The organism is Rubrivivax sp. A210 (assembly GCF_904426505.1).
GTDB lineage: Bacteria > Pseudomonadota > Gammaproteobacteria > Burkholderiales > Burkholderiaceae_C > Rubrivivax.
Map to the genome: position 1 here is coordinate 57,087 of NZ_CAJGBN010000001.1, position 19,407 is coordinate 76,493.

Annotated in this window: 14 protein-coding genes; 5 read left to right on the top strand and 9 right to left on the bottom strand. The window is 73.4% G+C overall.

All coding sequences use genetic code 11. The features are described from left to right. Window positions 1–3: 3 nt before the first annotated feature. Complete coding sequence (locus JMV16_RS00295) at window positions 4–8,433, top strand: GH36-type glycosyl hydrolase domain-containing protein (protein ID WP_236580285.1); 8,430 nt, start codon at window positions 4–6, stop codon at window positions 8,431–8,433. A gap of 28 nt (window positions 8,434–8,461) precedes the next feature. Here JMV16_RS00295 and JMV16_RS00300 read toward each other — a convergent pair whose 3' ends face one another. Together JMV16_RS00300 and JMV16_RS00305 are read right to left on the bottom strand one after the other, a co-directional pair. Next, window positions 8,462–9,457, bottom strand: coding sequence for an OmpA family protein (locus tag JMV16_RS00300; RefSeq protein ID WP_201492161.1), 996 nt, complete (start codon window positions 9,455–9,457; stop codon window positions 8,462–8,464). A 57-nt stretch (window positions 9,458–9,514) separates the two neighbouring features. Next, the gene (locus JMV16_RS00305; RefSeq protein WP_201492162.1) at window positions 9,515–9,916 is read right to left on the bottom strand and encodes a DUF4398 domain-containing protein; all 402 of its coding nucleotides are present in this window, start codon (window positions 9,914–9,916) and stop codon (window positions 9,515–9,517) included. 222 nt (window positions 9,917–10,138) lie between these two features. Between JMV16_RS00305 and JMV16_RS00310 the strand changes: the two genes are divergently transcribed. The 4 genes from JMV16_RS00310 to JMV16_RS00325 all read left to right on the top strand — a co-directional run bounded on the left by JMV16_RS00310 (window position 10,139) and on the right by JMV16_RS00325 (window position 11,442). Further along, window positions 10,139–10,453, top strand: a complete 315-nt coding sequence (locus tag JMV16_RS00310; protein ID WP_201492163.1) for a BON domain-containing protein — start codon at window positions 10,139–10,141, stop codon at window positions 10,451–10,453. 40 nt (window positions 10,454–10,493) lie between these two features. Further along, window positions 10,494–10,727, top strand: coding sequence for a CsbD family protein (locus JMV16_RS00315; protein ID WP_201492164.1), 234 nt, complete (start codon window positions 10,494–10,496; stop codon window positions 10,725–10,727). 3 nt (window positions 10,728–10,730) lie between these two features. Then, entirely contained in the window at window positions 10,731–10,937 is a 207-nt protein-coding gene (locus JMV16_RS00320) for a hypothetical protein (protein ID WP_201492165.1), read from the top strand. Window positions 10,938–11,001: 64 nt separating this feature from the next. Then, entirely contained in the window at window positions 11,002–11,442 is a 441-nt protein-coding gene (locus tag JMV16_RS00325; protein ID WP_201492166.1) for a hypothetical protein, read from the top strand. Between the two features lie 25 nt (window positions 11,443–11,467). On the opposite strand, the gene JMV16_RS00330 is transcribed toward JMV16_RS00325, so the two are convergent. From JMV16_RS00330 to JMV16_RS00360, 7 genes are all read right to left on the bottom strand, one after another. Next, window positions 11,468–12,172, bottom strand: a complete 705-nt coding sequence (locus JMV16_RS00330; protein WP_201492167.1) for a hypothetical protein — start codon at window positions 12,170–12,172, stop codon at window positions 11,468–11,470. Between the two features lie 125 nt (window positions 12,173–12,297). After that, window positions 12,298–13,131, bottom strand: coding sequence for a beta/gamma crystallin-related protein (locus tag JMV16_RS00335; protein WP_201492168.1), 834 nt, complete (start codon window positions 13,129–13,131; stop codon window positions 12,298–12,300). 119 nt (window positions 13,132–13,250) lie between these two features. After that, a complete protein-coding gene (locus JMV16_RS00340; protein ID WP_201492169.1) occupies window positions 13,251–14,471 on the bottom strand; it encodes an ABC transporter permease in 1,221 nt (406 codons plus the stop codon). Next, entirely contained in the window at window positions 14,471–15,211 is a 741-nt protein-coding gene (locus JMV16_RS00345) for an ABC transporter ATP-binding protein (RefSeq protein WP_201492170.1), read from the bottom strand. Before JMV16_RS00345 ends, JMV16_RS00340 begins: the two co-directional genes overlap by 1 nt. After that, on the bottom strand, window positions 15,208–16,596 hold the full coding sequence (locus JMV16_RS00350; RefSeq protein ID WP_201492171.1) for an efflux RND transporter periplasmic adaptor subunit: 1,389 nt from the start codon (window positions 16,594–16,596) through the stop codon (window positions 15,208–15,210). Before JMV16_RS00350 ends, JMV16_RS00345 begins: the two co-directional genes overlap by 4 nt. After that, on the bottom strand, window positions 16,593–18,059 hold the full coding sequence (locus JMV16_RS00355) for an efflux transporter outer membrane subunit (protein ID WP_255511402.1): 1,467 nt from the start codon (window positions 18,057–18,059) through the stop codon (window positions 16,593–16,595). Before JMV16_RS00355 ends, JMV16_RS00350 begins: the two co-directional genes overlap by 4 nt. A gap of 1 nt (window position 18,060) precedes the next feature. Beyond that, window positions 18,061–19,245, bottom strand: a complete 1,185-nt coding sequence (locus JMV16_RS00360; RefSeq protein ID WP_201492172.1) for an OmpA family protein — start codon at window positions 19,243–19,245, stop codon at window positions 18,061–18,063. Window positions 19,246–19,407: the final 162 nt, after the last annotated feature.

Genomic DNA, 19,407 nt, shown 5'->3' on the forward strand with positions numbered 1-19,407 from the left:
CGCATGAGGGCTGAAACCTGGCGGCGCCTGATGCCGGATGCGCCGGCGGCCCTGCGCCGCCTGCTCGCCCCCGAGGCCGGGCCGCTGCTGGCGCCGGTGCGCTCGGAGATCTTCGGCGCCCAGCGCTTTGGCCAGCATGGTCGCAGCCTGGGCATCACCCACGCCGCCGAGCGCTCCGGCTGGGCCGGCGCCGGCTTCTTTCCACGCCTGCGCGGCAATATCCGCATGCTGCGCCTGGCCCAGCGCAGCATTGCCGACATGACGGCCGGCGGCTACGAGGCCAGCCCGGCGTCGATGTGGCTGCTGGACAATTTCCACCTCATCGAGGCCCAGCTGCTGGCCATCCACGAAGGCCTGCCGCGCAGCTACTTCCGCGCCCTGCCGGTGCTGCACGGTCCGCCGCTGGCCGGCCTGCCGCGGGTCTACGGCGTGGCCTGGGCCTTCGTCGCCCACACCGATAGCGCCTTCGACGAAGACCTGCTGGTGCATTACCTGTGCGCCTACCAGGAGACGCGCGAGCTGGTCCTCAGCGAGATGTGGGCCCTGCCCACCACCTTGCGCGTGGTGCTGGTGGAGAACCTGCGCCGCCTGGCCGAACGCCTGGCCACCCACAAGGCGGCGCGCGAGATGGCCAATCTGTGCTGTGACCGCATCGAGGCCGGCGTGACGCCGGCCCTGGAATCCCTGCTGGGCCTGGCGCGGCAGCGCGGCGTGGGCGATGTCTTCCTGGTGCAGCTGGTGCAGCGCCTGCAGGACCGCGCCAGCGGCAAAGGCGAGCGTGTGCCGGCGGCCGTGCGCGACTGGCTCCAGGGCGCCATGCCCAACCCGGCCGCGGCACTGCTGCGCCAGGGCGCCGAGCAGACAGCCGACAACCTGAGCGTCAGCAATGCGGTGAACGCCTTGCGCGCCATTGGCGACGCCGACTGGCCGCAGATCGTGGCCCGCAGCAGCCCACTGATGCAGCTGATGCTGGGCTCGCCGCTGTTCGCCGCCGAGCACCACGCCACCCGCGACGAGACGCTGCACGGCATCGAGCGCCTGGCGCGGCGCAGCGGCCGCAGCGAGATGCAGGTGGCGCGGGCACTGCTGGGCTTGATGGCGGGGCAGGGCAACGACGCCGGCGTCAGCGCACAGCCGGCCGCCGTCGACGACGGCGCTGTGGCCGGCCACTGGCTGCAAGGCCCGGGCCGCGCCACGCTGACCCGGGCCCTGGGCTTGAACGAGGCCTGGCGGCGGCGTGCGCGTGCCGCCTGGCGCCACCTGGTGCTGCCGCTGTACCTGGGCACCGTGGGCCTGGGCAGCGCGGCCCTGGTGGCCGCGCTGCTGCTGCCGGGCCGTGCCATGGCCGGCCTGGCCATGGCCCTGCTGGCCTGGCCGGCGTCCGAGGCGGTGATCGCGTTGCTGCACCGCCTGATCAGCGAATCGGCCCGGCCGCGCCACCTGCCGCGTCTGGCTCTGGCCGCGGGCATCCCGCCCGAGCACCGCGTGCTGGTGGTGATCCCGGGCATGCTCAGCGACGCCGCCGCCATCGCCGCGCTGGTACACCGGCTCGAGCTGCACTGGCTGGCCAACCCCGAGCCGCAGGCGCAGTTCGGCCTGCTCACCGACTGGTCCGATGCCCAGGCCCTGCGCGCCGAATCCGACGAGGCGCTGCTGGCCCACGCCAGCCGCGGCATCGCCGATCTCAATGCGCGCCGCGGCCCGGCGCCGGCCGAGGCGCTGGCGGCACCGCGCTTCGTGCTGCTGCACCGCCGGCGCAGCTACAGCCCCAGCGAGCGGCGCTGGATAGGCTGGGAGCGCAAGCGCGGCAAGCTCGAGCAGCTGGCGGCCGAGCTGGCCGAGGGCCCGGCCGGGGCCGACGGTCCGCCGCGCGCCTTCGTCGAGCTGGGGCCGCTGTCGACGCTGGCCCTGGGCACGCGCTACATCGTCACGCTGGACAGTGACACCCAGCTGCCACCGGGCCGGCTGCGCGAGCTGGTGGGCGTGGCCGCCCACCCGGCCAACCGGCCGCGCCTGAGCGCCGACGGCCGCCGCGTCGTCGCCGGCTGGGGCATCCTGCAGCCGCGCCTCACGGCGCCGCTGCCGCTGCCGCGCGAGGACACGCTGTTCCACCGCATGTTTGCCGGCCAGACCGGCGTCGACCCCTACAGCGCCGCCTCGTCCGAGGTCTACCAGGATCTGTTCGAGGAAGGCAGCTTCACCGGCAAGGGCCTGCTGCATGTGCAGGCCATGCACGCGGTGCTGGGCGGCAACCTGCCCGAGGGCCAGGTGCTGAGCCACGACCTGCTCGAAGGCGCGCTGGCGCGCTGCGCCGCGGTGACCGACATCGCGCTGATCGAGGACGCGCCCTTCCACGCCGAGGTGGCGGCCTCGCGCGTGCACCGCTGGACGCGCGGCGACTGGCAGCTGCTGCCCATCCTGCTGCAATCGCTGCTGCAGCCGCGGCGCTACCCGCTGGGCGCCGTCAACCGCTGGAAGATGGCCGACAACCTGCGCCGCTCGCTGCTGGCGCCGATGTCGCTGGCGCTGCTGCTGCTGGCCCTGGCCGGCGGTGCGGTGGCCCCGCTGCCGGCGCTGGCCCTGGTGCTGGCGGCCTTTGCCGCCGGGCCTCTGATGGGTGCGCTGGCCGGCTTCGTGGCCAGCCGTCCCGAGGTGGCGCGCCAGCACTTCTACCGCCTGGCCGTGCGTGAACTGGCGCGCGCCCTGGGCGGCGGGCTCTGGCACCTGGCCATGCTGCTGCAGCATGCACTGGTGGCGGTGGACGCCATCGTGCGGGCGCTGTGGCGGGTGCTGTTCAGCCAGCGCCTGCTGCTGCAATGGACCACCGCCGCCGCGGCGCAGGCGGCGGCGCGCGGCGACCTGCTCTCGGCGCTGCGCCGCCATTGGGCGGTGCCGCTGGTGGCCGCCGCCCTGGCTGGCACGCTGTGGGCGCTGGATTCGGGCCATCTGGCGCTGGGTGGCGCGCTCTGCCTGGCCTGGGGCGCGGCGCCGCTGTGGAGCTGGGCCGGCAGCCGCACCGGCCTGACGCGCCAGCCGCGCCGCTGCCCGCCGCAGGACGAGGCCTACCTGCGCGGCATTGCGCGCGACACCTGGCGCTATTTCGAGCGCTGCATAGGCCCTGCCGACCACCACCTGCCGCCCGACAACCTGCAGACCGCGCCGCACGAGATGCTGGCCCACCGCACCTCGCCCACCAACATGGGCCTGTACCTGCTGAGCGTGGCCTGTGCGCGCCAGTTCGGCTGGATCGATACCGCCGCGCTGCTGCAGCGCCTGCAGGCCACGCTGGACACCATGGAGCGGCTGCCGCGCCGGCGTGGCCACTTCCTCAACTGGTACGACACCCAGAGCTGCGCCGCGCTGCTGCCGCTGTATGTGTCCACCGTGGACAGCGGCAACCTCAGCGGCCATTTGCTGGCGGTGGCCCAGGCCTGCCTGGAGCTGGCCAACGGGGGGCCGGGCGGCCCGCAGGGGCCGGGGCCGGCCGACGAGGCGCCCGGCGAGGCCACCGCGCTGCGCCTGCGCGAACTGGCCCGGCGTTGCGAGACCCTGGCCTGGGAACCCGACTTCTCCTTCCTCTACCACCCGCGGCGCCATCTGCTGCACATCGGCTGGCGCGTGGCCGAGCAGCAGCTCGATGCCGGCTTCTACGACCTGCTGGCCTCGGAGTCGCGCCTGACCAGCCTGCTGGCCATCGCCAAGGGCGATGTGCCGGTGCGCCACTGGGCGGCGCTGGGCCGGCCCTTCCACGCCGTCGGCAGCGCGGCGGCGCTGCGCTCCTGGTCGGGCTCGATGTTCGAGTACCTGATGCCCACCCTGGTGCTGGCCGAGCCGCACGGCAGCGTGCTGCACGAGGCCGGCCTGGCGGCGCTGGTGGAGCAGCGCGCCTTTGCCGCGGCCCTGGGGGTGCCCTGGGGCATCTCGGAATCGGCCTATGCCGGCTGCGACCACACCCTGGCCTACCAGTACGCGCCCCAGGGCGTGCCGCGGCTGGCGCTGCGCCGCACGCCGCCCGACGAACTGGTGATCGCGCCCTATGCCACGGCGCTGGCGGCCCAGCTCGAACCCCACCGCGCCGGGCTCAACTACGCCGCGCTGCAGGCGCTGGGGGCGCGTGGCGACCTCGGCTTCATCGAGGCGCTGGATTTCACGCTGCTGCGCCAGACCGGCAGCTCGGGCATGACGCCGGTGCTGACCTTCATGGCCCATCACCAGGGCATGAGCATCGTGGCGCTGGCCAATGTGCTGCTCGACGGCGCGCCGCAGCGCTGGGGCATGGCCAACGCGCACATCGAGGCCGTGGCCTCGCTGCTGCACGAACGCGCGCCGCGCGAGGTGTCGCGCCTGCTCGCGCCGCCGGCCAGCCCGCTGCCCCAGACGCAGCGCCGCCGCACGCCGACCCTGCTGCGCGAGGTGCGCCCTGGCCACCACGCCATAGAACCCACCCACTTGCTGGCCAACGGCCGCTACAGCGTGGCCTTGCGCGCCAACGGCGCCGGGCGCAGCCGCCTGGGCGGCAGCGATCTCACGCGCTGGCGCGACGACGCACTGCGCGACGATGGCGGCAGCTTCTTCTGGCTGCGCCGCGAAGGCGGCGATGCCGCCGCCGCGCCGGTCTCGCTGACCCAGCACCCGGCGCCCGACCAAGAGGCCGAGTACCGCAGCGTCTTCCACGCCGACCGCGTGGCCTTCGAGACCACCTGGGCCGACCTGCAGGCCCGCATCACGGTCTGGGTCAGCCCCGAGGACGACATCGAGTTCCGCCAGGTCGAACTGTCAAACACCGGCAGCGAGACGCTGCAGCTGGAGCTGATCTCGGCCTTCGAGGTGGTGCTGGCCGACCCGCGCGCCGACGAGGCCCACCCGGCCTTCGGCAATCTTTTCGTGCGGGCGCATTGCCAGCCGGCGCAGCAGGCGCTGCTGTTCGAGCGCCGGCCGCGCCTGGCCGGCGAAAGCGCGCTGCACCTGGCGCATTTCCTGGCCGAAAGCACGCCGCCGGCCACCGCGCTGTCCTACCAGGTCGACCGTCAGCTCTGGCGCGGGCGCAGCCGCGCCGCCCACGCGCCGCGCGCCGCGCTCCAGCCCTGGCCGACCGGCGGCGCGGGGCGCACGGCGCTGGACACCGGCCTCGACCCGGTGTGCGCGCTGGCCGTGCGCTTGTTCATCGCGCCCGGCGCGCAGGCGCGGCTGACCTTCGCCACCGCGGCCTCGGCCCACGAGCCCACGCTGCAGGCGGTGCTGGACAAGTACCGCCAGGCCAGCCATGTGGCGCGCGCCTCGCTGATGTCGGCCACGCTGGCCGGCATCCGGCTGCGCGGGCTGGGCATGGACGCCGAGACATTCACCACGCTGCAGTCGCTGACCACGGCGCTGATGCTGAGCCTGACACGGCCCCAGCCCGCGCCGGCGCCGCTGTGCGACCGCCGCCTGCTGTGGCGCTTCGGCCTCTCGGGCGAGCGCCCGCTGGTGCTGGTGTCGGCGGCGGCGCTGCAGGGCCTGGGCCTGGTGCGCGCGCTGAGCCAGGCGCTGAGTCTGTGGGCCTGGGGCGGCGTGGCCTGCGACCTGGTGGTGATCAATGCCGAGCCGGCCTCGTACCTGATGCCGCTGCAGCGCGAACTGGCGGCGTTGCGCGACCGCCATGACCTCGAGGCGGGCGGCGGCGTCGGCACCGGGGGCACCGGCAGTGTGTCCAGCGGCTGGCACCTGCTGCGCGCCGACGACTTGTCGGCCGACGAACTGTGTACGCTGCAGGCTCTGGCCCGCGTGCGCCTGCAGGCCGACGGGCGCCCGCTCGCCCACCATCTGAACGAATGGGCCGGGACGCACGAGCTCGCGCTGCAATGGCGCCAGGCCGCGTCGCAGGCGGTGCTGGCCAGCGCGCCCCACCTGGCCCACGAGGTGGCCGCACCCCAGGGCCGCTTTGCCGACGACGTGGCGGGGGAGTTCCGCTTCGACACGTCCACCACGCTGCGGCCGCCGCGGCCCTGGATCAATGTGCTGGCCAACCCCGGCTTCGGCTGCCATGTCTCTGAGACCGGCGCCGGCACGGTCTGGGCGCTGAACAGCCGCTTGAACCAGCTCACCGCCTGGTCCAACGACGCCGTGGCCGACCCGGCCTCGCAATGGCTGCTGGTGCAGGACAGCCGCACGCGCGAGGTCTGGAACGTGGCGCCGGCGGCCTGGGGCGCGGTGGGTGGGCCCGGCGAGGCGCCGCCGCTGTTCCATGTGCGCCACGGCCAGGGCTACACCCGCATCAGCCACCAGCGCGACGAGCTGGAGATCAGCGTCTGCTGGTGCGTGGACGCCGACGCGGCGGTGCGCCAGCTGCAGCTGCGCATCGTCAACCACGGCGCGCGCAGCCGTTCGCTGCGCCTGGTGGGCCTGTGCGAATGGATGATGGGCGCGCAGCGCGGCGACCGCGCCACCGTGGAGACGGCGCACCACCGCCTGCGCGGCGCCCACGAGCGGCGGGCGCTGCTGCTGGCCACCCAGCGCGAGCGCGCGGCCGGCTTCGGCGGCGGCACGGCTTTCCTGGCCTGGGTGGCGCCGCCGTTGCCGGTGGCCGAGGGCGAAGGCCACCCTGACCCCGAAGCCGAGGATTGGACCTGCGACCGGCGCGAGTTCTTCGATGCCCGCGGCCGCCCGGTGCTGCCCGACCACCTGGGCCGCCAGCAGGGCGCGGGCCTCGACCCCTGCGCCGCGCTGGCCCTTCAGCTGGAGCTGCCCGCCGGCACCGCCGCCGAGCGCGTGCTGCTGCTGGGCTGGGCCGCCAGCCCCGAGCAGGCGCAGCAACTCGCCGCCCAGGCCCTGGCCGTGCCGGCCCACCAGCGGCTGCAGCGTGCGCGCCTGGGCTGGGATCAGCTGCTCTCGGCCACCACCGTGAAGACGCCCGACCCGCTGTTCGACGCCCTCGTCAACCGCTGGCTGCTCTACCAGACCGTGGCCTGCCGGCTGTGGGCCAAGGCCGGCTTCTACCAGGCCGGCGGCGCCACCGGCTTTCGTGACCAGCTGCAGGACAGCATGGCCCTGGCCTGGGCCGCACCGGCCCAGCTGCGCGAGCAGATCCTGCGCTGCGCCGCGCGCCAGTTTGCCGAGGGTGACGTGCAGCACTGGTGGCATGCGCCCCAGGGCGCCGGCGTGCGCACGCATTTCTCCGACGACCTGCTGTGGCTGCCGCATGCGCTGTCGCACTACCTGCGCCGCAGTGGCGATGCCGGCGTGCTCGACGAGCAACTGCCTTTCATCGAAAGCCCGCCCATCCCGGCCGGCGCCGAAGACCTGTACGGCACGCCGACGGTTGGCAGCGAGCCGGCCAGCGTCTACGAACACGCCGCGCGCACGCTGGACCGCAGCCTGGGCGTCGGCGTCCACGGCCTGCCGCTGATGGGCAGCGGCGACTGGAACGACGGCATGAACCGCGTCGGCCACCAGGGCCGCGGCGAATCGGTCTGGCTGGCCTGGTTTCTTTGCCGCGTGGTGGCCGATTTCGGCCCCGTGGCGCGCCAGCGCGGCGAGGTCGGAAGGGCGCAGCGCTGGGACGATGCGGCGGCCGGCTGGCGCACCGCGCTGGCCGGCCCGGCCTGGGACGGCCAGTGGTATGCGCGCGCCTTCTTCGACGACGGCCAGCCGCTGGGCGCCCAGGCCAATGCCGAGGCCCGCATCGACCTCATCGCCCAGGCCTGGTCGGTGCTGGGCACCGATGAACAGCCCGAGAACCGGCCCGAACGCCAGGCACTGGCGCTGGAGGCCGCGCATGCGCTGCTGGTGGACGAGGAGGCCGGCTTGATTCGCTTGCTGCACCCGCCGCTGGTGGCGGCTCAGCCCAGCGCCGGCTACATCCAGGCCTACCCAAGCGGCGTGCGCGAGAACGGCGGCCAGTACTCGCATGCCGGCGTCTGGGCGCTGATGGCGCTCTCGGCCTGGGCCCAGCGGAATGCCGATCAAGCCGACCCGGCGCCAGCGCTCGACCGCGCCTGGCAGTACTGGAAGTACCTGAGCCCGGCCCACCGCGCCGCCCACCCGACGCAGGCCGCGGCCTACGGCATCGAGCCCTATGTGATGGCCGGCGACGTCTACAGCGCGCCGCCCTATGTGGGGCGCGGTGGCTGGAGCTGGTACACCGGCAGCGCGGCCTGGATGCACCGTGCGGCCATCGAATCGGTGTTCGGGCTGGACATCGACGCGCAGGCGCTGCGCTTCAAGCCCGGCCTGCCCAGCCACTGGCCGCGCGCCGAATTGACACTCCGGCGCGCCGGGCTGGAGCTGAACTTCCTGCTGCTGCGCGCCGGCCCCGTGGAGGCGGCGCGAGCCGCCGCGCCCTGGACGGGCGGGCGACGGGTGAAGCTGCTGATGCCGGGCCAGGAACTGGCGTGGCCGGGCCTGGAATCGCCGGCCTGGTTTGTCGTGCCCCTGCTGCCGGCCGCCGCTGCGTGAGGCCGCAGCGGCGGCCGGGCGGGCGCGATCAGCGCGGCGCGATGGCGCCGGTTTCGTCGGACAGCACGATCTCGACGCGGCGGTTCATCTGGCGCCCGCCCGAGCTGTCGTTGCCGGCCACCGGGTACGACTCGCCATAGCCTGCCGCGGCGAGCTGGCCGCGGTTGACGCCCATGCCGATGAGCGCCGCGAGCACGGCATCGGCACGGCGGCCCGAGAGCGCCATGTTCGTGCTGTCGCTGCCGGTGCTGTCGGTATAGCCCTCGATGGCGGCCTTGCGCTGCGGGTACTCCTTGAGGAAGCCGCTCAGGCGCTCGATGCCGCGCATGCCGCCCGACTTGAGCTGGGCCTGGTTGGTGTCGAAGAGCACGTCGCCGATGGTGATGACCATGCCGCGCTCGGTCTTCTTGGCGTTCAGCTCGCGCAGCTGCGCTTCCAGCGCAGCGTTGCGGCGCTGGCTGTCGTCGGCCTGCTGCTGGGCGCTGGCCGCAGCCTGCATCGAGGTCGCGGCCTGCTGCTGCGAGGCGTCGGCGCGCTGCTGCGAGGCATTGGCCTGCTGCTGGGCCGAACGGGCCTGCTGCTGCGAGGCCGCCGACTGACGCTGCGAGTCGGCCGCGTCCTGGGTGGCGACGGCGGCGGTGCGGGTGGCGGCGTCGGCCTCGCGCGTGCGGGCGTCCAGGCGCAGGCGGTCGCGCGCCGCGCCGGCCTCGGCCACGGTGGCCTCGGCATCCTTGCGGCCGGCGGCCTCGGTGGCCAGGGCCACGCGCTGGCGTGCCAGGTAGGCGAGCTGGGTGACCTTGCTGCTGTCGTCATCGCGGGCAAAGGCCTCGTTGGCGCGCGCCAGCGCATCGGCAGCCTGTCGCATCTCGGCCGGGGCCAGGGTCTGGGTCTGGCTGCTGGCCTGGGCGTCGCGGTATTCGCTGCGCGCCTGGTCGAGCATGGTGTTGTGGGCCGGCATCGAGCCGCAGGCGGCCAGGGTGGCGGCGGCGAGCAGGGTGAGGGTGTAGAGGCGAAGGGGGTTCATGGGAGCTTTCGTTGGGGGGAAGGAGGCGGGCTGAGGGGTGAGGGCGGCCGGGCCGGCTCAGGGCTTTTTGCGCGACATTTCCTCGCTCAGCGCGCGGTCGGCCTGCTGCATCGCGTCGGAGGCCTTGCGCGCCTTGGCCGATTCGGCCTTGGCCTCGGCCAGCTGGGCGTCGACCTGGACCTGCTGCGCCAGCGCCAGCGCGGTGTCGTGGTCCTTGGCGGCGAGGGCCGAGTTGGCGCGGCCGAGCTTCTCGCGCGCCTTGGCCATGTCGGCCGGGGCGAACTCCACCGCGCCGGCGCTCACGGCATGGGCCATGGCGGCATTCGCCACCGCCATCTGCGAGGTCGGCGGCGGGGTGGAGGCGCAGGCGGCGAGGGCCAGGGCGGCGGCGAGCAGGCTGGCGCTCAGCGCGGCGCGGCGGGTGGCACGGTGCGGCGTGGGGTGGCGGTCGTGGTTCATCGGGTGTCCTGTCTTGAAGGCGGGGGCGCGTTCGGTGTGCGTGCCATCACGGCATCACCCACGAGCCCTGCGGCAGAGGGTGGCGCGCACGGCGCGGCGGGGTCGGTGCGCTGCCACACGCTGGCGCCAAAAGGGATGGCGACCTACAGCGCGTGGCGCGCTTGGCCTATCGGCAGGCCGACGGCCGCTGCCTAGAGTGGCTCACCACCACGGAGAACCACCATGAACAAGCGCCCCCTCCTGTCCACCCTGCTCGCCACGCTGGTGCTCGTCACCGCCTCCGGTTGCGCCGTCACGCGCGGCCAGGAATCGGTGGGCGCCTATGTCGACGACACCGCCATCACCACCTCGGTGAAGGCGCGCTTCCTCGACAACAAGTCGGTCGACGGCACCTCGATCAGCGTGGAGACGCTCAACGGCACCGTGATGCTCTCGGGCTTTGCCAAGAGCGGCAACGAGAAGGCCATGGCCGAGACGCTGGCCTGGAAGGCCAATGGCGTGAAGGCCGTGAGGAACGAGATCGCCATCCGGCCCTGAGCCCGGCCGCCTTCCCTTCAACCCAACACAAGGAGCCGCTATGAACTGGGACCGTATCCAGGGCAACTGGAAGCAGACCGTCGGCCATGCCAAGGAGCAGTGGGGCAAGCTCACCGACGACGACCTCGAGGTCGTGGCCGGCCGCCGCGACCAGCTGGCAGGCAAGCTGCAGGAACGCTACGGCATTGCCGTACACGAGGCCGAAAAGCAGATCGCCGAATGGCAGCGCAAGGTCAGCGACGCCTGGTTCAAGACCGACAAGGCCAAGAGCTAGGTCATGTCACCCGCCCGGCGCTGGGCGACCCTGCTGGCCCTGTTGGCCATGCTCGGCCTGCTGCTGAGCTTTGACCGCGTCGTGCGCCAGGCGGTGGTTGACGGCGCCTTGCGCCGGGCGGCCGTGATCGAACGCGCGAACGCGGTCTGGCGCTGCAACGGCCTGCCGGGCCGCCAGGCCCGTGCCGACTGCCACGGCGCCCTGTCCTGAGGGCAGGCGCCCTCCACGGATGCCGGCCCGTCGCTCGGCAGGTCTGTCATCGAAGGAATCCACCATGAAGCCTGTGCAAACGAATACCCTGCCCGTGATCGCCCTGGCCGCCTTGGCGATCGTGGCCTTCGTGGGCAGCGTGGCGGCCACCGCCGCACTGGCCGCCCCGGCCACCCCCGCAAGGGCCAGTGCGGCAGCCGATGCCCAGGCGCTGTACCGCGACGAGCTGGCGGTGTGCCGCAGCGGTGCTTCGCTGCAGGGCCGCGAGACCTGCGCCTACGAGGCCAAGTCGGCCTACGAGCAGAACCGTCGCGGCGCGCTGCAGGACCGCGACCCGAGCTACCTGCGCAACACCAGCCAGCGCTGCGATGCGCTCGCCGGCGCCGAACGCCTGGCGTGTACGCGGCGCATGAAGGGTCAGGGCAGCACCAGCGGCAGCGCCGCCACCGGCGGCATCTACCGCGAGCTGGTGACGCGCAGCAACGAAGATCCTGCGGCCGAGTGAGGCGGGCCGCCGCGCCGCGCTCTCGTCAGCGCGCCGCGTCCAGCCCGCGCACCCACAGCGCGTTCGCGGTTTCGAAGATGGCCGGTCCGGCCCAGCGCTCTCCCTGGGTGGCCAGGCGCGCCCAGGCCAGGGTGTCGTGGGCGCCGCCGGGGTCTTGCAGCAGCGTGCGTTCGGCCACCAGCCAGGCGTGCAGCCGCGCGTACAGCGGGCGGTGGTGCTGGTAGGTCCAGGCCAGGCCCACCAGGTCGGCATAGGCCTCCTCGCGCCGCACCGCCTGGCGGTCCTCTTGTTCTGCCTGGGCGTTCATCGCCGTGGACCTGGTCTGGGCGTGGCCGTCCGGCAGCGCATGCCAGGCCCCGCCGACATGGCGGCGGCAGTGGCCCAGCTCGTGCGCGGCCATCAGCTCCAGCGTGGCGTCCAGCAACTCGGGCGCGATGCGCGAGAGCGTGGCCTGCACCTCGGGGTTGCCGCGCATCGAGAACACGAATTTGCAGCGGCCATCGATGTAGGCCAGCGCAATGGGCGGCAGGCCCGGTGAGGGCTGGGGCTGCACCACCACGTCCAGCGGCAGCCCCTCGTCGCGGGCGTAGAGCAGCACGGGCCAGGTGCCGGCCAGCCAGCGCTCTTCGTCGGGGGTCAGCCGGGCGGTGGGCTGGGACTGGGCCATGGCCGAGCTGGCGCACAGCAGCAGCCCGGCGATGCCCATGCAGATGTTCTTCTGCCCCTTCATGGGGGCAGTGTCGTCCAAATGTCCGCCGAACCTGAGCCCGGCGCGCCCACGCGGGCGCGCAGTGTGTGTTGCTGCGCTGAATCAGGGGCCTGGCCGGACCGGGCTGCCGGCTGGCGGTGGTGCGGTCAGGCGCGCGGTTCTCCCAGACGGTTGACGGTGATGGTCGGGCCCGGCGCCGCCATCAGCTGGACCTGGTGCTCCTGGCCGCGGAAGCGGTAGGTCACGTCCCAGTAGGCCGGTGTCGCCGGGCGCGGGCCGTCGGCGCAGCGCTGGACATCGCGCGTGACCTGGCGCGAGCCGTCCTGGTTGCGGCCGATGTTGGAGCCCACGGCCGCACCGGCCACCACGCCGCCGACGGTGGCGATGTCGCGGCCGCTGCCGGCGCCGACCTGGTGGCCCAGGATGCCGCCGATCACGGCGCCGAGGATGGCGCCCGGCACGCGTGCGTCGCCGCGGCTCTCGCTCACCTGTTCGCGTTCCATCCAGCAGCGCTGGGCGGGGGCGCCGAAGACGGCGCGCGCCGAGCTGACCGGCGCCTCGAACAGGCGCTCGCTGTCGCGGCGGCGGAAGTCGCCCACCACCTCGGGGTGGGGCGCGTACCGATCATCGTCGACCTGGGCGCGTCGGCCTATGCTGCGCACCGAGGACACGCGGTCGTTCAGCCCCATCGCCGCCAGCGAAGGGTATTGCCCCGGCCTCAGCACGGTGCAGCGGCCCTCGAAGCGCGAGTCCTCGCAGATCAGCCAGCGGTCGCTGGTGACCACGGCCGAAGACGCGCGGTCATTGAAGCCGCGGCGCTGCAGGTCGGGCACCGGGATGGTGGTGGTGTAGCTGCGGCCGCGGAAGCCGTCGTGCTCATAGAAGGTGACCTGGGCCTGGCTGCCCGAGGCCGCCGTGAGGCCGGCGAGGCCGAGGGCCAGGGCCCGCCATTGCGGGCTTGGGGTGCGGGGTGTGCGCATGATGATCTCCAGAAGTGGTTTCGGCGACCGGACAACTTCGGGTCACGTCGGCAGCCCTAGGCTAGGGCTGCCGACCTGGCGGGTCGGTGCGTTGGCGAACGCTGGGCGCGCCCCTTTGCTCATTCATGGCGCAGTGCCTCGATGGGGTCCATCTGCGCCGCGCGCCGCGCCGGGAAGTAGCCGAACAGCACGCCGATTCCAGCCGAGAACAGCAGCGACAGCAGGTTGATGGCGGGGTCGAAGGCATAGGGCACCTCCATCACCAGCGACAGCCCCCACGAGGCTGCGGTGGCGATGGCGATGCCGATCACCCCGCCCAGCGCCGACAGCACCACGGCCTCGATCAGGAACTGCAGCAGCACCTCGCCCTCGAGCGCGCCCACCGCCAGGCGCAGGCCGATCTCGCGCGTGCGCTCGGTGACGCTGACCAGCATGATGTTCATGATGCCGATGCCGCCCACCAGCAGGCTCACCGCGGCCACCGCGCCCAGCAGCGTGGTCAGCACGCTCATGGTGCTGGACAGGGTCTCGGCCAGCTGCTGGGTGTCGAAGATGTTGAAGTTGTCGGCGTCGTCGTCGCCCAGCTTGCGGCGTTCGCGCAGCAGCTGGCGCAGGCTGGCTTTCAGGCGCGCGCCGTCGCTGCCGTCCTCCATCGCCACCGCCAGCGTGCCGACCTTGCGGTTGCCGGTGACGCGGCGCTGCAGCGTCACCAGCGGCAGCAGCACGGTGTCGTCCTGGTCGCCCATGCCGCTTTGGCCCTTGGCAGCCAGGATGCCGATGACCTCGCACGAGAACTGGCGCATGCGCAGCTGCTCGCCCAGGCCCAGGCTGCCGGCGGCGCCGCCGAAAATCTCGCGCCGCACGGTCTCGCCGACGATGCAGACGGCGGCGCCGGCCTCCTGCTCGTCGGGCGCAAAGCGGCGCCCCTGCTGCAGCTTCCAGTTGCCGGTCTCGAACCAGGCATTGGTGCTGCCGGTCACATTGGTGACCCAGTTGCGGCCGTTGCCCACCACGGTGGCGCCGGCGCGGCCCTGCGGCGCCACCGCGGCCACGCCACCGATCTGGGCCGCAATGGCCTCGGCGTCGGCCTCGGTGAACTGCGGCACGCCGCCACCGCCACCCCCGCTGCCGCCGGGGCCGCGCTGGCCCGGCATCACCAGCAGCAGGTTGCTGCCCAGGCTGGCGATCTGGTTGCGGATGGCCAGGCTCGCGCCATTGCCCAGCGTCACCATGGTGATGACGGCGCTGACGCCGATGACGATGCCCAGGATGGTGAGGAATGAGCGCAGGGCATTGCGCTGCACCGAGTGCAGGGCCAGCAGGAAGACGCTGTACAGCATCAGGCGAGGGCTGCGTTGGCCGGCTCGGCGGGTGCCGACGTCGTGGGGTGGGCGTTGGCCACGTCGTGGGCCAGGCGGCCGTCGACGAAGGTCACCAGGCGGTGGGCGTAGGCCGCCATGTCGTTCTCGTGAGTGACCATCAGCACGGTGATGCCGTGGTCGCGGTTGAGCGCCAGCAGCAGGCCCATGATCTCGTGGCTGCGCCGGGTGTCGAGGTTGCCGGTGGGCTCGTCGGCCAGCACCACGGCCGGCTCGGTGACGATGGCGCGGGCAATGGCCACGCGCTGCTGCTGGCCGCCCGAGAGCTCGGCCGGCGTGTGCCGCTCCCACCCGCCCAGCCCGACCGAGGCCAGGGCGCGCGCCGCGGCCTTGCTTCGCGTGGCGGCAGCGTCGCCACGGTAGAGCAGGGGCAGCTCCACGTTTTCCTGCGCCGAGGTGCGCGCCAGCAGGTTGAAGCCCTGGAACACGAAGCCCAGGTAGCGCCGACGCAGCCGCGCCCGCTGGTCGCGCGTGAGTGCCTCGACGTGCGCGCCCTTGAACAGGTACTGGCCGCTGCTGGGCGTGTCCAGGCAGCCCAGGATGTTCATGGCCGTGCTCTTGCCCGAGCCGCTGGGCCCCATGATCGCGACGAACTCGCCGGCCGCGATGTCGAGAGCTATGTCTTTCAAGGCCATCAGCTCGGCCGCGCCGCTGCCGTAGCGCTTGCAGACGCCGCGCAGCTGGATCAGTGGATCACTCACTGGGCTGCGCTCTTCTGGTCGGTGATCACGCGCATGCCGGCTTGCAGCTCGCCGCCGGTGATCTCGGTCATGCGGCCGTCGCTGATGCCGGGCGTCACCGCCACCGCGGCGGGCTTGCCGTCATCGGCCAGCACCCAGACCTGACGCGCCGCGGCGGTGCTGGCGCCGGCACCCGACTGGCGGCGGGGCGGACGTTGCGAGCCGATCATCAGGCTGGACGCGATGCCCTTGGCCGCGGCCGCTGGCGCCGCGCTGCCGGGCACGAAGCGCAGTGCCGCATTGGGCACCAGCAGCACATCCTGGCGCTGGGTGGCGGTGATGGTGGCGGTGGCGGTCATGCCGGGGCGCAGGCTGAGGTCGGCATTGGCCACGTCCAGATAGGTGAGGTAGGTGACAACGTTGTCGGTGATGGTCGAGCCGAAGCCCACGCGCGTGACCTGCGCCGGAAACGGCCGCCCCGGGTAGGCGCTGACCGTGAAGCTGGCTTGCTGCCCCACCCGCACCGCGCTCACGTCGGCCTCGTCGACATAGACCCACAGGCGCAGCTGGCGCAGGTCGTCGGCCACGGTGAACAGCGTCACCGCCTGCAGTGACGCCGCCACCGCATTGCCGGGCTCGACCGTGCGCGTGAGCACCGTGCCGTCGGCCGGCGCGGTGATCGAGGCCTTGCCCAGGTTGATGCGCTCGGTGGACAGCGCGGCCTGGGCGTCGGCGACATTGGCGCCGGCGCTGGCGCGGTCGGCCAGTGCGCGCGCCAGCGTGGCGCGCCCGCCGTCGAGTTCGGCGCGCGAAGGCACCTGGCCGCCCGACAGCCGCGCCACTTCTTCCAGCCGAGCCAGTGCGGCCTGCGCTTCCTGCACCGTGGCCGCGGTCTGCGCCATGCGGCCCTGCGCCGCCGCCAGGCCGGCCAGGGCGCGCTGCACCTGGTCGCGCAGCTTGGCGGTGTCCAGCACCACCAGCACCTGGCCGCGGCGGATGCGGTCGTTGACGTCGACATTGACCTTGAGCACGGTGCCCGAGAGCTCGCTGCCGATGCCGGTGCTGCGCGTGGGCTGCAGCGTGCCGTTGGCCGTCACCTTGAGCGTCAGGTTGCCGCGCGTGGCCGGCTGCGTGGTGTAGACCGGCGCGGCGTGGGCGGCGCGGCTGCTCCACCACCACCAGGCCAGGCCGGCCAGCACCAGCAGCAGCAGCAGCGCGGCGACGGACCACCACAGCGGCCGGCGGTACCAGGGGCGCGCCGCGGGCTCGTCTAGCAGGGCAGACAAGCCGGAGGATGGCGTGGCGGCTGGCGTGGCGGCCGGCGCGGTGGCTGGTGCAGCGGGCGGCTTGGGCGCGGCAGCCGGCAACGCCGGCGGGGGAGGTGCGAGGCGTGTGGTGTCGTTCATCGCGCGGGCGGGCCGGGCAGGGTGGAAGGGGGCGCCGGGCGGGCGCCGTGGGTGGGCGAAGGGGGCCGGCTGTTGTCAGCAGGCGCGGGCCAGCCGCCGCCCAGAGCCTTGAACAGGCGCACCTGGTCGCTGGCCGCGTCGGCCTCGGCGCCGGCCAGGCTGTCCTGCGCGCCGAGCTGGCTGCGCTGGGTCTCGAGCACGGTCTGGAAATCCACCAGCCCGCCGGCATGGCGCTGGCGCGCCAGCGTGGCGGCGTTGACGGCGGCCGCGCTGGCCTGGCGCAGCTGGGTGACGCGTTCATGGTCGCCGCGCAGCGCCACCAGCGTGTCCTCGACCTCCTGCAGTGCCGCGAGCACGGTGCCGCGGTAGGCCGAGCTTGCCTGCGCCAGACCCGCCTGCTGGGCCTCGAGCTGGGCGCTGGCGGCGCCGCCGTCCCACAGCGGCCAGCTCACGCGGGCCAGCAGCGAGGTCACGAGGTTGGCGCCATTGCCCAGGGCACCCAGCGTGGCCGCATTGGAGCCCAGCGATCCGCCCAGGCTGAAGCCGGGGTAGCGCGCCGCATCGGCCTGCGCCACCTGGCCTTGCGCGGCCAGCACCTGCGCGGCGGCGGCGCGCACATCGGGGCGCTGGTTCAGGGTCTCGGCGGGCGGGTCGGGCAGCGGTTCGGCTGCCGCACGCGGCAGCCGGCCCGGTGCCGACAGTTCGGCCGCCAGCGCGGCCGGCGGGCGGCCCGTGATTACCGCCAGCGCGTGGGCCGACTGCGCGATGCGCGTCTGCAGCGCCGGCCGCGCTGCCGCCAGCTGCGCCACCGCGGCGTGCGCCTGTTCCGATTCCAGCATGCTCAGCAGGCCGGCCTGGACACGCCAGCCGGTGATCTGCAGCGTCTGCGACTGGCTGGCCAGATTGGCGTCGGCGATGGCCAGGCGGGCCTGGGCGCTGCGCAGCGTGATGTAGTTCAAGGCCACCTCGGCGGCCAGCGAGACCTGCACATCGGCCAGGCGCGCCGCGCTGGCGCTGGCCGTGGCCTCGCTGCTGGCGAGCCGGGCTCGCGCGCCGCCGAAGAGGTCCATCTCCCAGCTGGCATCAAGCCCGGCCTGAAAGCTGGTGCCGCTGCCGCGGCCGCCGCGCGTGCCGGTCTGGGCCGAGGCCGCGCTGCCGACCTGCGGCCACAGCCCGGCGCCAGACACCGCGCTCAGCGCACGCGCCTGGCGCAAGGCCGCCTGGGCGCCCTGCACGCCGGTATTGGCCTGCAGTGCATCGGCCACCAACTGCGTGAGCAGGGTGTCGTCGAAGCGCTGCCACCACTGCGCCAGGCCGGCCGCCACGCCGGGTGTCGATGCCTGCGACCAGGCGGCCGGCACATCGGCTGGAAGGGACACGGGATCCCCGGCCCGCAGCGCGGCGCAGCCGCCCAGACTCAGCAAGCCGGCCGCGAGGCCGGCCCGGATGGCACCGGCCTTCATGTCACCGCGTACCGCTGACCTCGATCTCGACGCGGCGGTCGGGCTGCAGGCAGGCGATCACCGGCGTGCTCATCGGGCCCTTGCAGTCGTCGGGCAGCGTCACCGGCTCGGATTCGCTGCGGCCTTCGGTCGTGATGCGCGCCGCGTCGAAGCGGCCCAGGCTCACCAGATAGGCCTTCACTGCGTCGGCGCGCGCCAGTGACAGCGTCTGGTTGTAGGTTGCGCCGCCGATGCGGTCGGCATGGCCCTGGACGCGGATGTTGTCGTAGCTGCTGCCTTCCAGCTGGCTGGCAAACACGTCCAGCGCCGACTTGCCGGCGGGCTGCAGTTCCGCGCGGTCGAAGGCGAAGAAGGACTCGGCGGCGTAGCTGACGCGGCGGCTCTGCGGCGGCGCGAAGGCCACCAGCGGCGTGGCCGGTTCCAGCGCGACCACGGCCACCGGCGGCGGCGCCGTCTCGGTGATGACCATGGGGGCCTGGGCCACGAAGGCCGGCGGCTCGTAGGCCGGGGCAGCGGCGGCGCGGCGCGCCGGTGCGGGACTGCGGCCGAAGGGGAACACCAGGCCCACCGTGTACATCGCCACCTGGGTGTGGTTGCCCATGGCGTCGCTGACGCGGAAGGTCTCGGCCTCGACGCGGCCCAGCACCGAGGGGTTGAACTCGTACTGCAGGCCCAGGCCGACCTTGGCATTGGCCTCGCGCTGCGACGGGCGGGTGTCGGACACGGTGACGCTGCCGGTGGGCGTGAGCGTGCCCAGCGTGGTGGCGCGCTGGATGCCCACACGGCCCAGGGCCGAGAACTTCTCGGTGATGGGCAGGGTGCCCACCACGCCGAGGTTGAAGCCCTTGACGCGGAAGCCGCCGTTCAAGGTGCCGGCCGGGCTGGCGTCGGCCGTGAAGCCGAAGGTGCCCAGCTTGAAGTAGCCCAGTTCGACACCGAGGTAGCGGTTGACCTGGTAGCCGCCGAAGATCTTGTAGGCCGACGAGCGCTCTTCGCGGGCGATGGAGTTCGTGGTGAAGCCCCGCTCCAGCAGTGCCTCGGAGATGCGTGCGTCGTCGATGCGGGCGCGCCCCTGGCCGATGCCGAAGCCGCCGTAGTAATAGCTTTCCTGCGCGTCGGCCGGGACGGCCATCAGGGTGGCCAGCACGGCCAGTGAAAGGAGGCTGAGTTTGTGGACCGAGGTCATGGTGGGCTTTCTTTCTGGGGTTGAGTGAACGGTGCGGCGGGCGGCGCGGTGGCCCTGGTCAGGTGCGGCGCGTGGCCCGCGAAAGCCGGTTGTAGGCCTGCACCGCGCTGTCTTCTGTGCGCTGGCGAACCACCGGCGCCAACCGTTGCTGCGGCGCACAGG

What these genes read in the sequence shown, in the direction of transcription:
- JMV16_RS00320 (WP_201492165.1), top strand. Translation starts at nt 10,731, where the DNA reads ATGTCACCCGCCCGGCGCTGGGCGACCCTGCTGGCCCTGTTGGCCATG.
- JMV16_RS00340 (WP_201492169.1), bottom strand. Translation starts at nt 14,471, where the DNA reads ATGCTGTACAGCGTCTTCCTGCTGGCCCTGCACTCGGTGCAGCGCAAT.
- JMV16_RS00350 (WP_201492171.1), bottom strand. Translation starts at nt 16,596, where the DNA reads ATGAACGACACCACACGCCTCGCACCTCCCCCGCCGGCGTTGCCGGCT.
- JMV16_RS00295 (WP_236580285.1), top strand. Translation starts at nt 4, where the DNA reads ATGAGGGCTGAAACCTGGCGGCGCCTGATGCCGGATGCGCCGGCGGCC.
- JMV16_RS00310 (WP_201492163.1), top strand. Translation starts at nt 10,139, where the DNA reads ATGAACAAGCGCCCCCTCCTGTCCACCCTGCTCGCCACGCTGGTGCTC.
- JMV16_RS00315 (WP_201492164.1), top strand. Translation starts at nt 10,494, where the DNA reads ATGAACTGGGACCGTATCCAGGGCAACTGGAAGCAGACCGTCGGCCAT.
- JMV16_RS00335 (WP_201492168.1), bottom strand. Translation starts at nt 13,131, where the DNA reads ATGCGCACACCCCGCACCCCAAGCCCGCAATGGCGGGCCCTGGCCCTC.
- JMV16_RS00305 (WP_201492162.1), bottom strand. Translation starts at nt 9,916, where the DNA reads ATGAACCACGACCGCCACCCCACGCCGCACCGTGCCACCCGCCGCGCC.
- JMV16_RS00330 (WP_201492167.1), bottom strand. Translation starts at nt 12,172, where the DNA reads ATGAAGGGGCAGAAGAACATCTGCATGGGCATCGCCGGGCTGCTGCTG.
- JMV16_RS00355 (WP_255511402.1), bottom strand. Translation starts at nt 18,059, where the DNA reads ATGAAGGCCGGTGCCATCCGGGCCGGCCTCGCGGCCGGCTTGCTGAGT.
- JMV16_RS00300 (WP_201492161.1), bottom strand. Translation starts at nt 9,457, where the DNA reads ATGAACCCCCTTCGCCTCTACACCCTCACCCTGCTCGCCGCCGCCACC.
- JMV16_RS00360 (WP_201492172.1), bottom strand. Translation starts at nt 19,245, where the DNA reads ATGACCTCGGTCCACAAACTCAGCCTCCTTTCACTGGCCGTGCTGGCC.
- JMV16_RS00325 (WP_201492166.1), top strand. Translation starts at nt 11,002, where the DNA reads ATGAAGCCTGTGCAAACGAATACCCTGCCCGTGATCGCCCTGGCCGCC.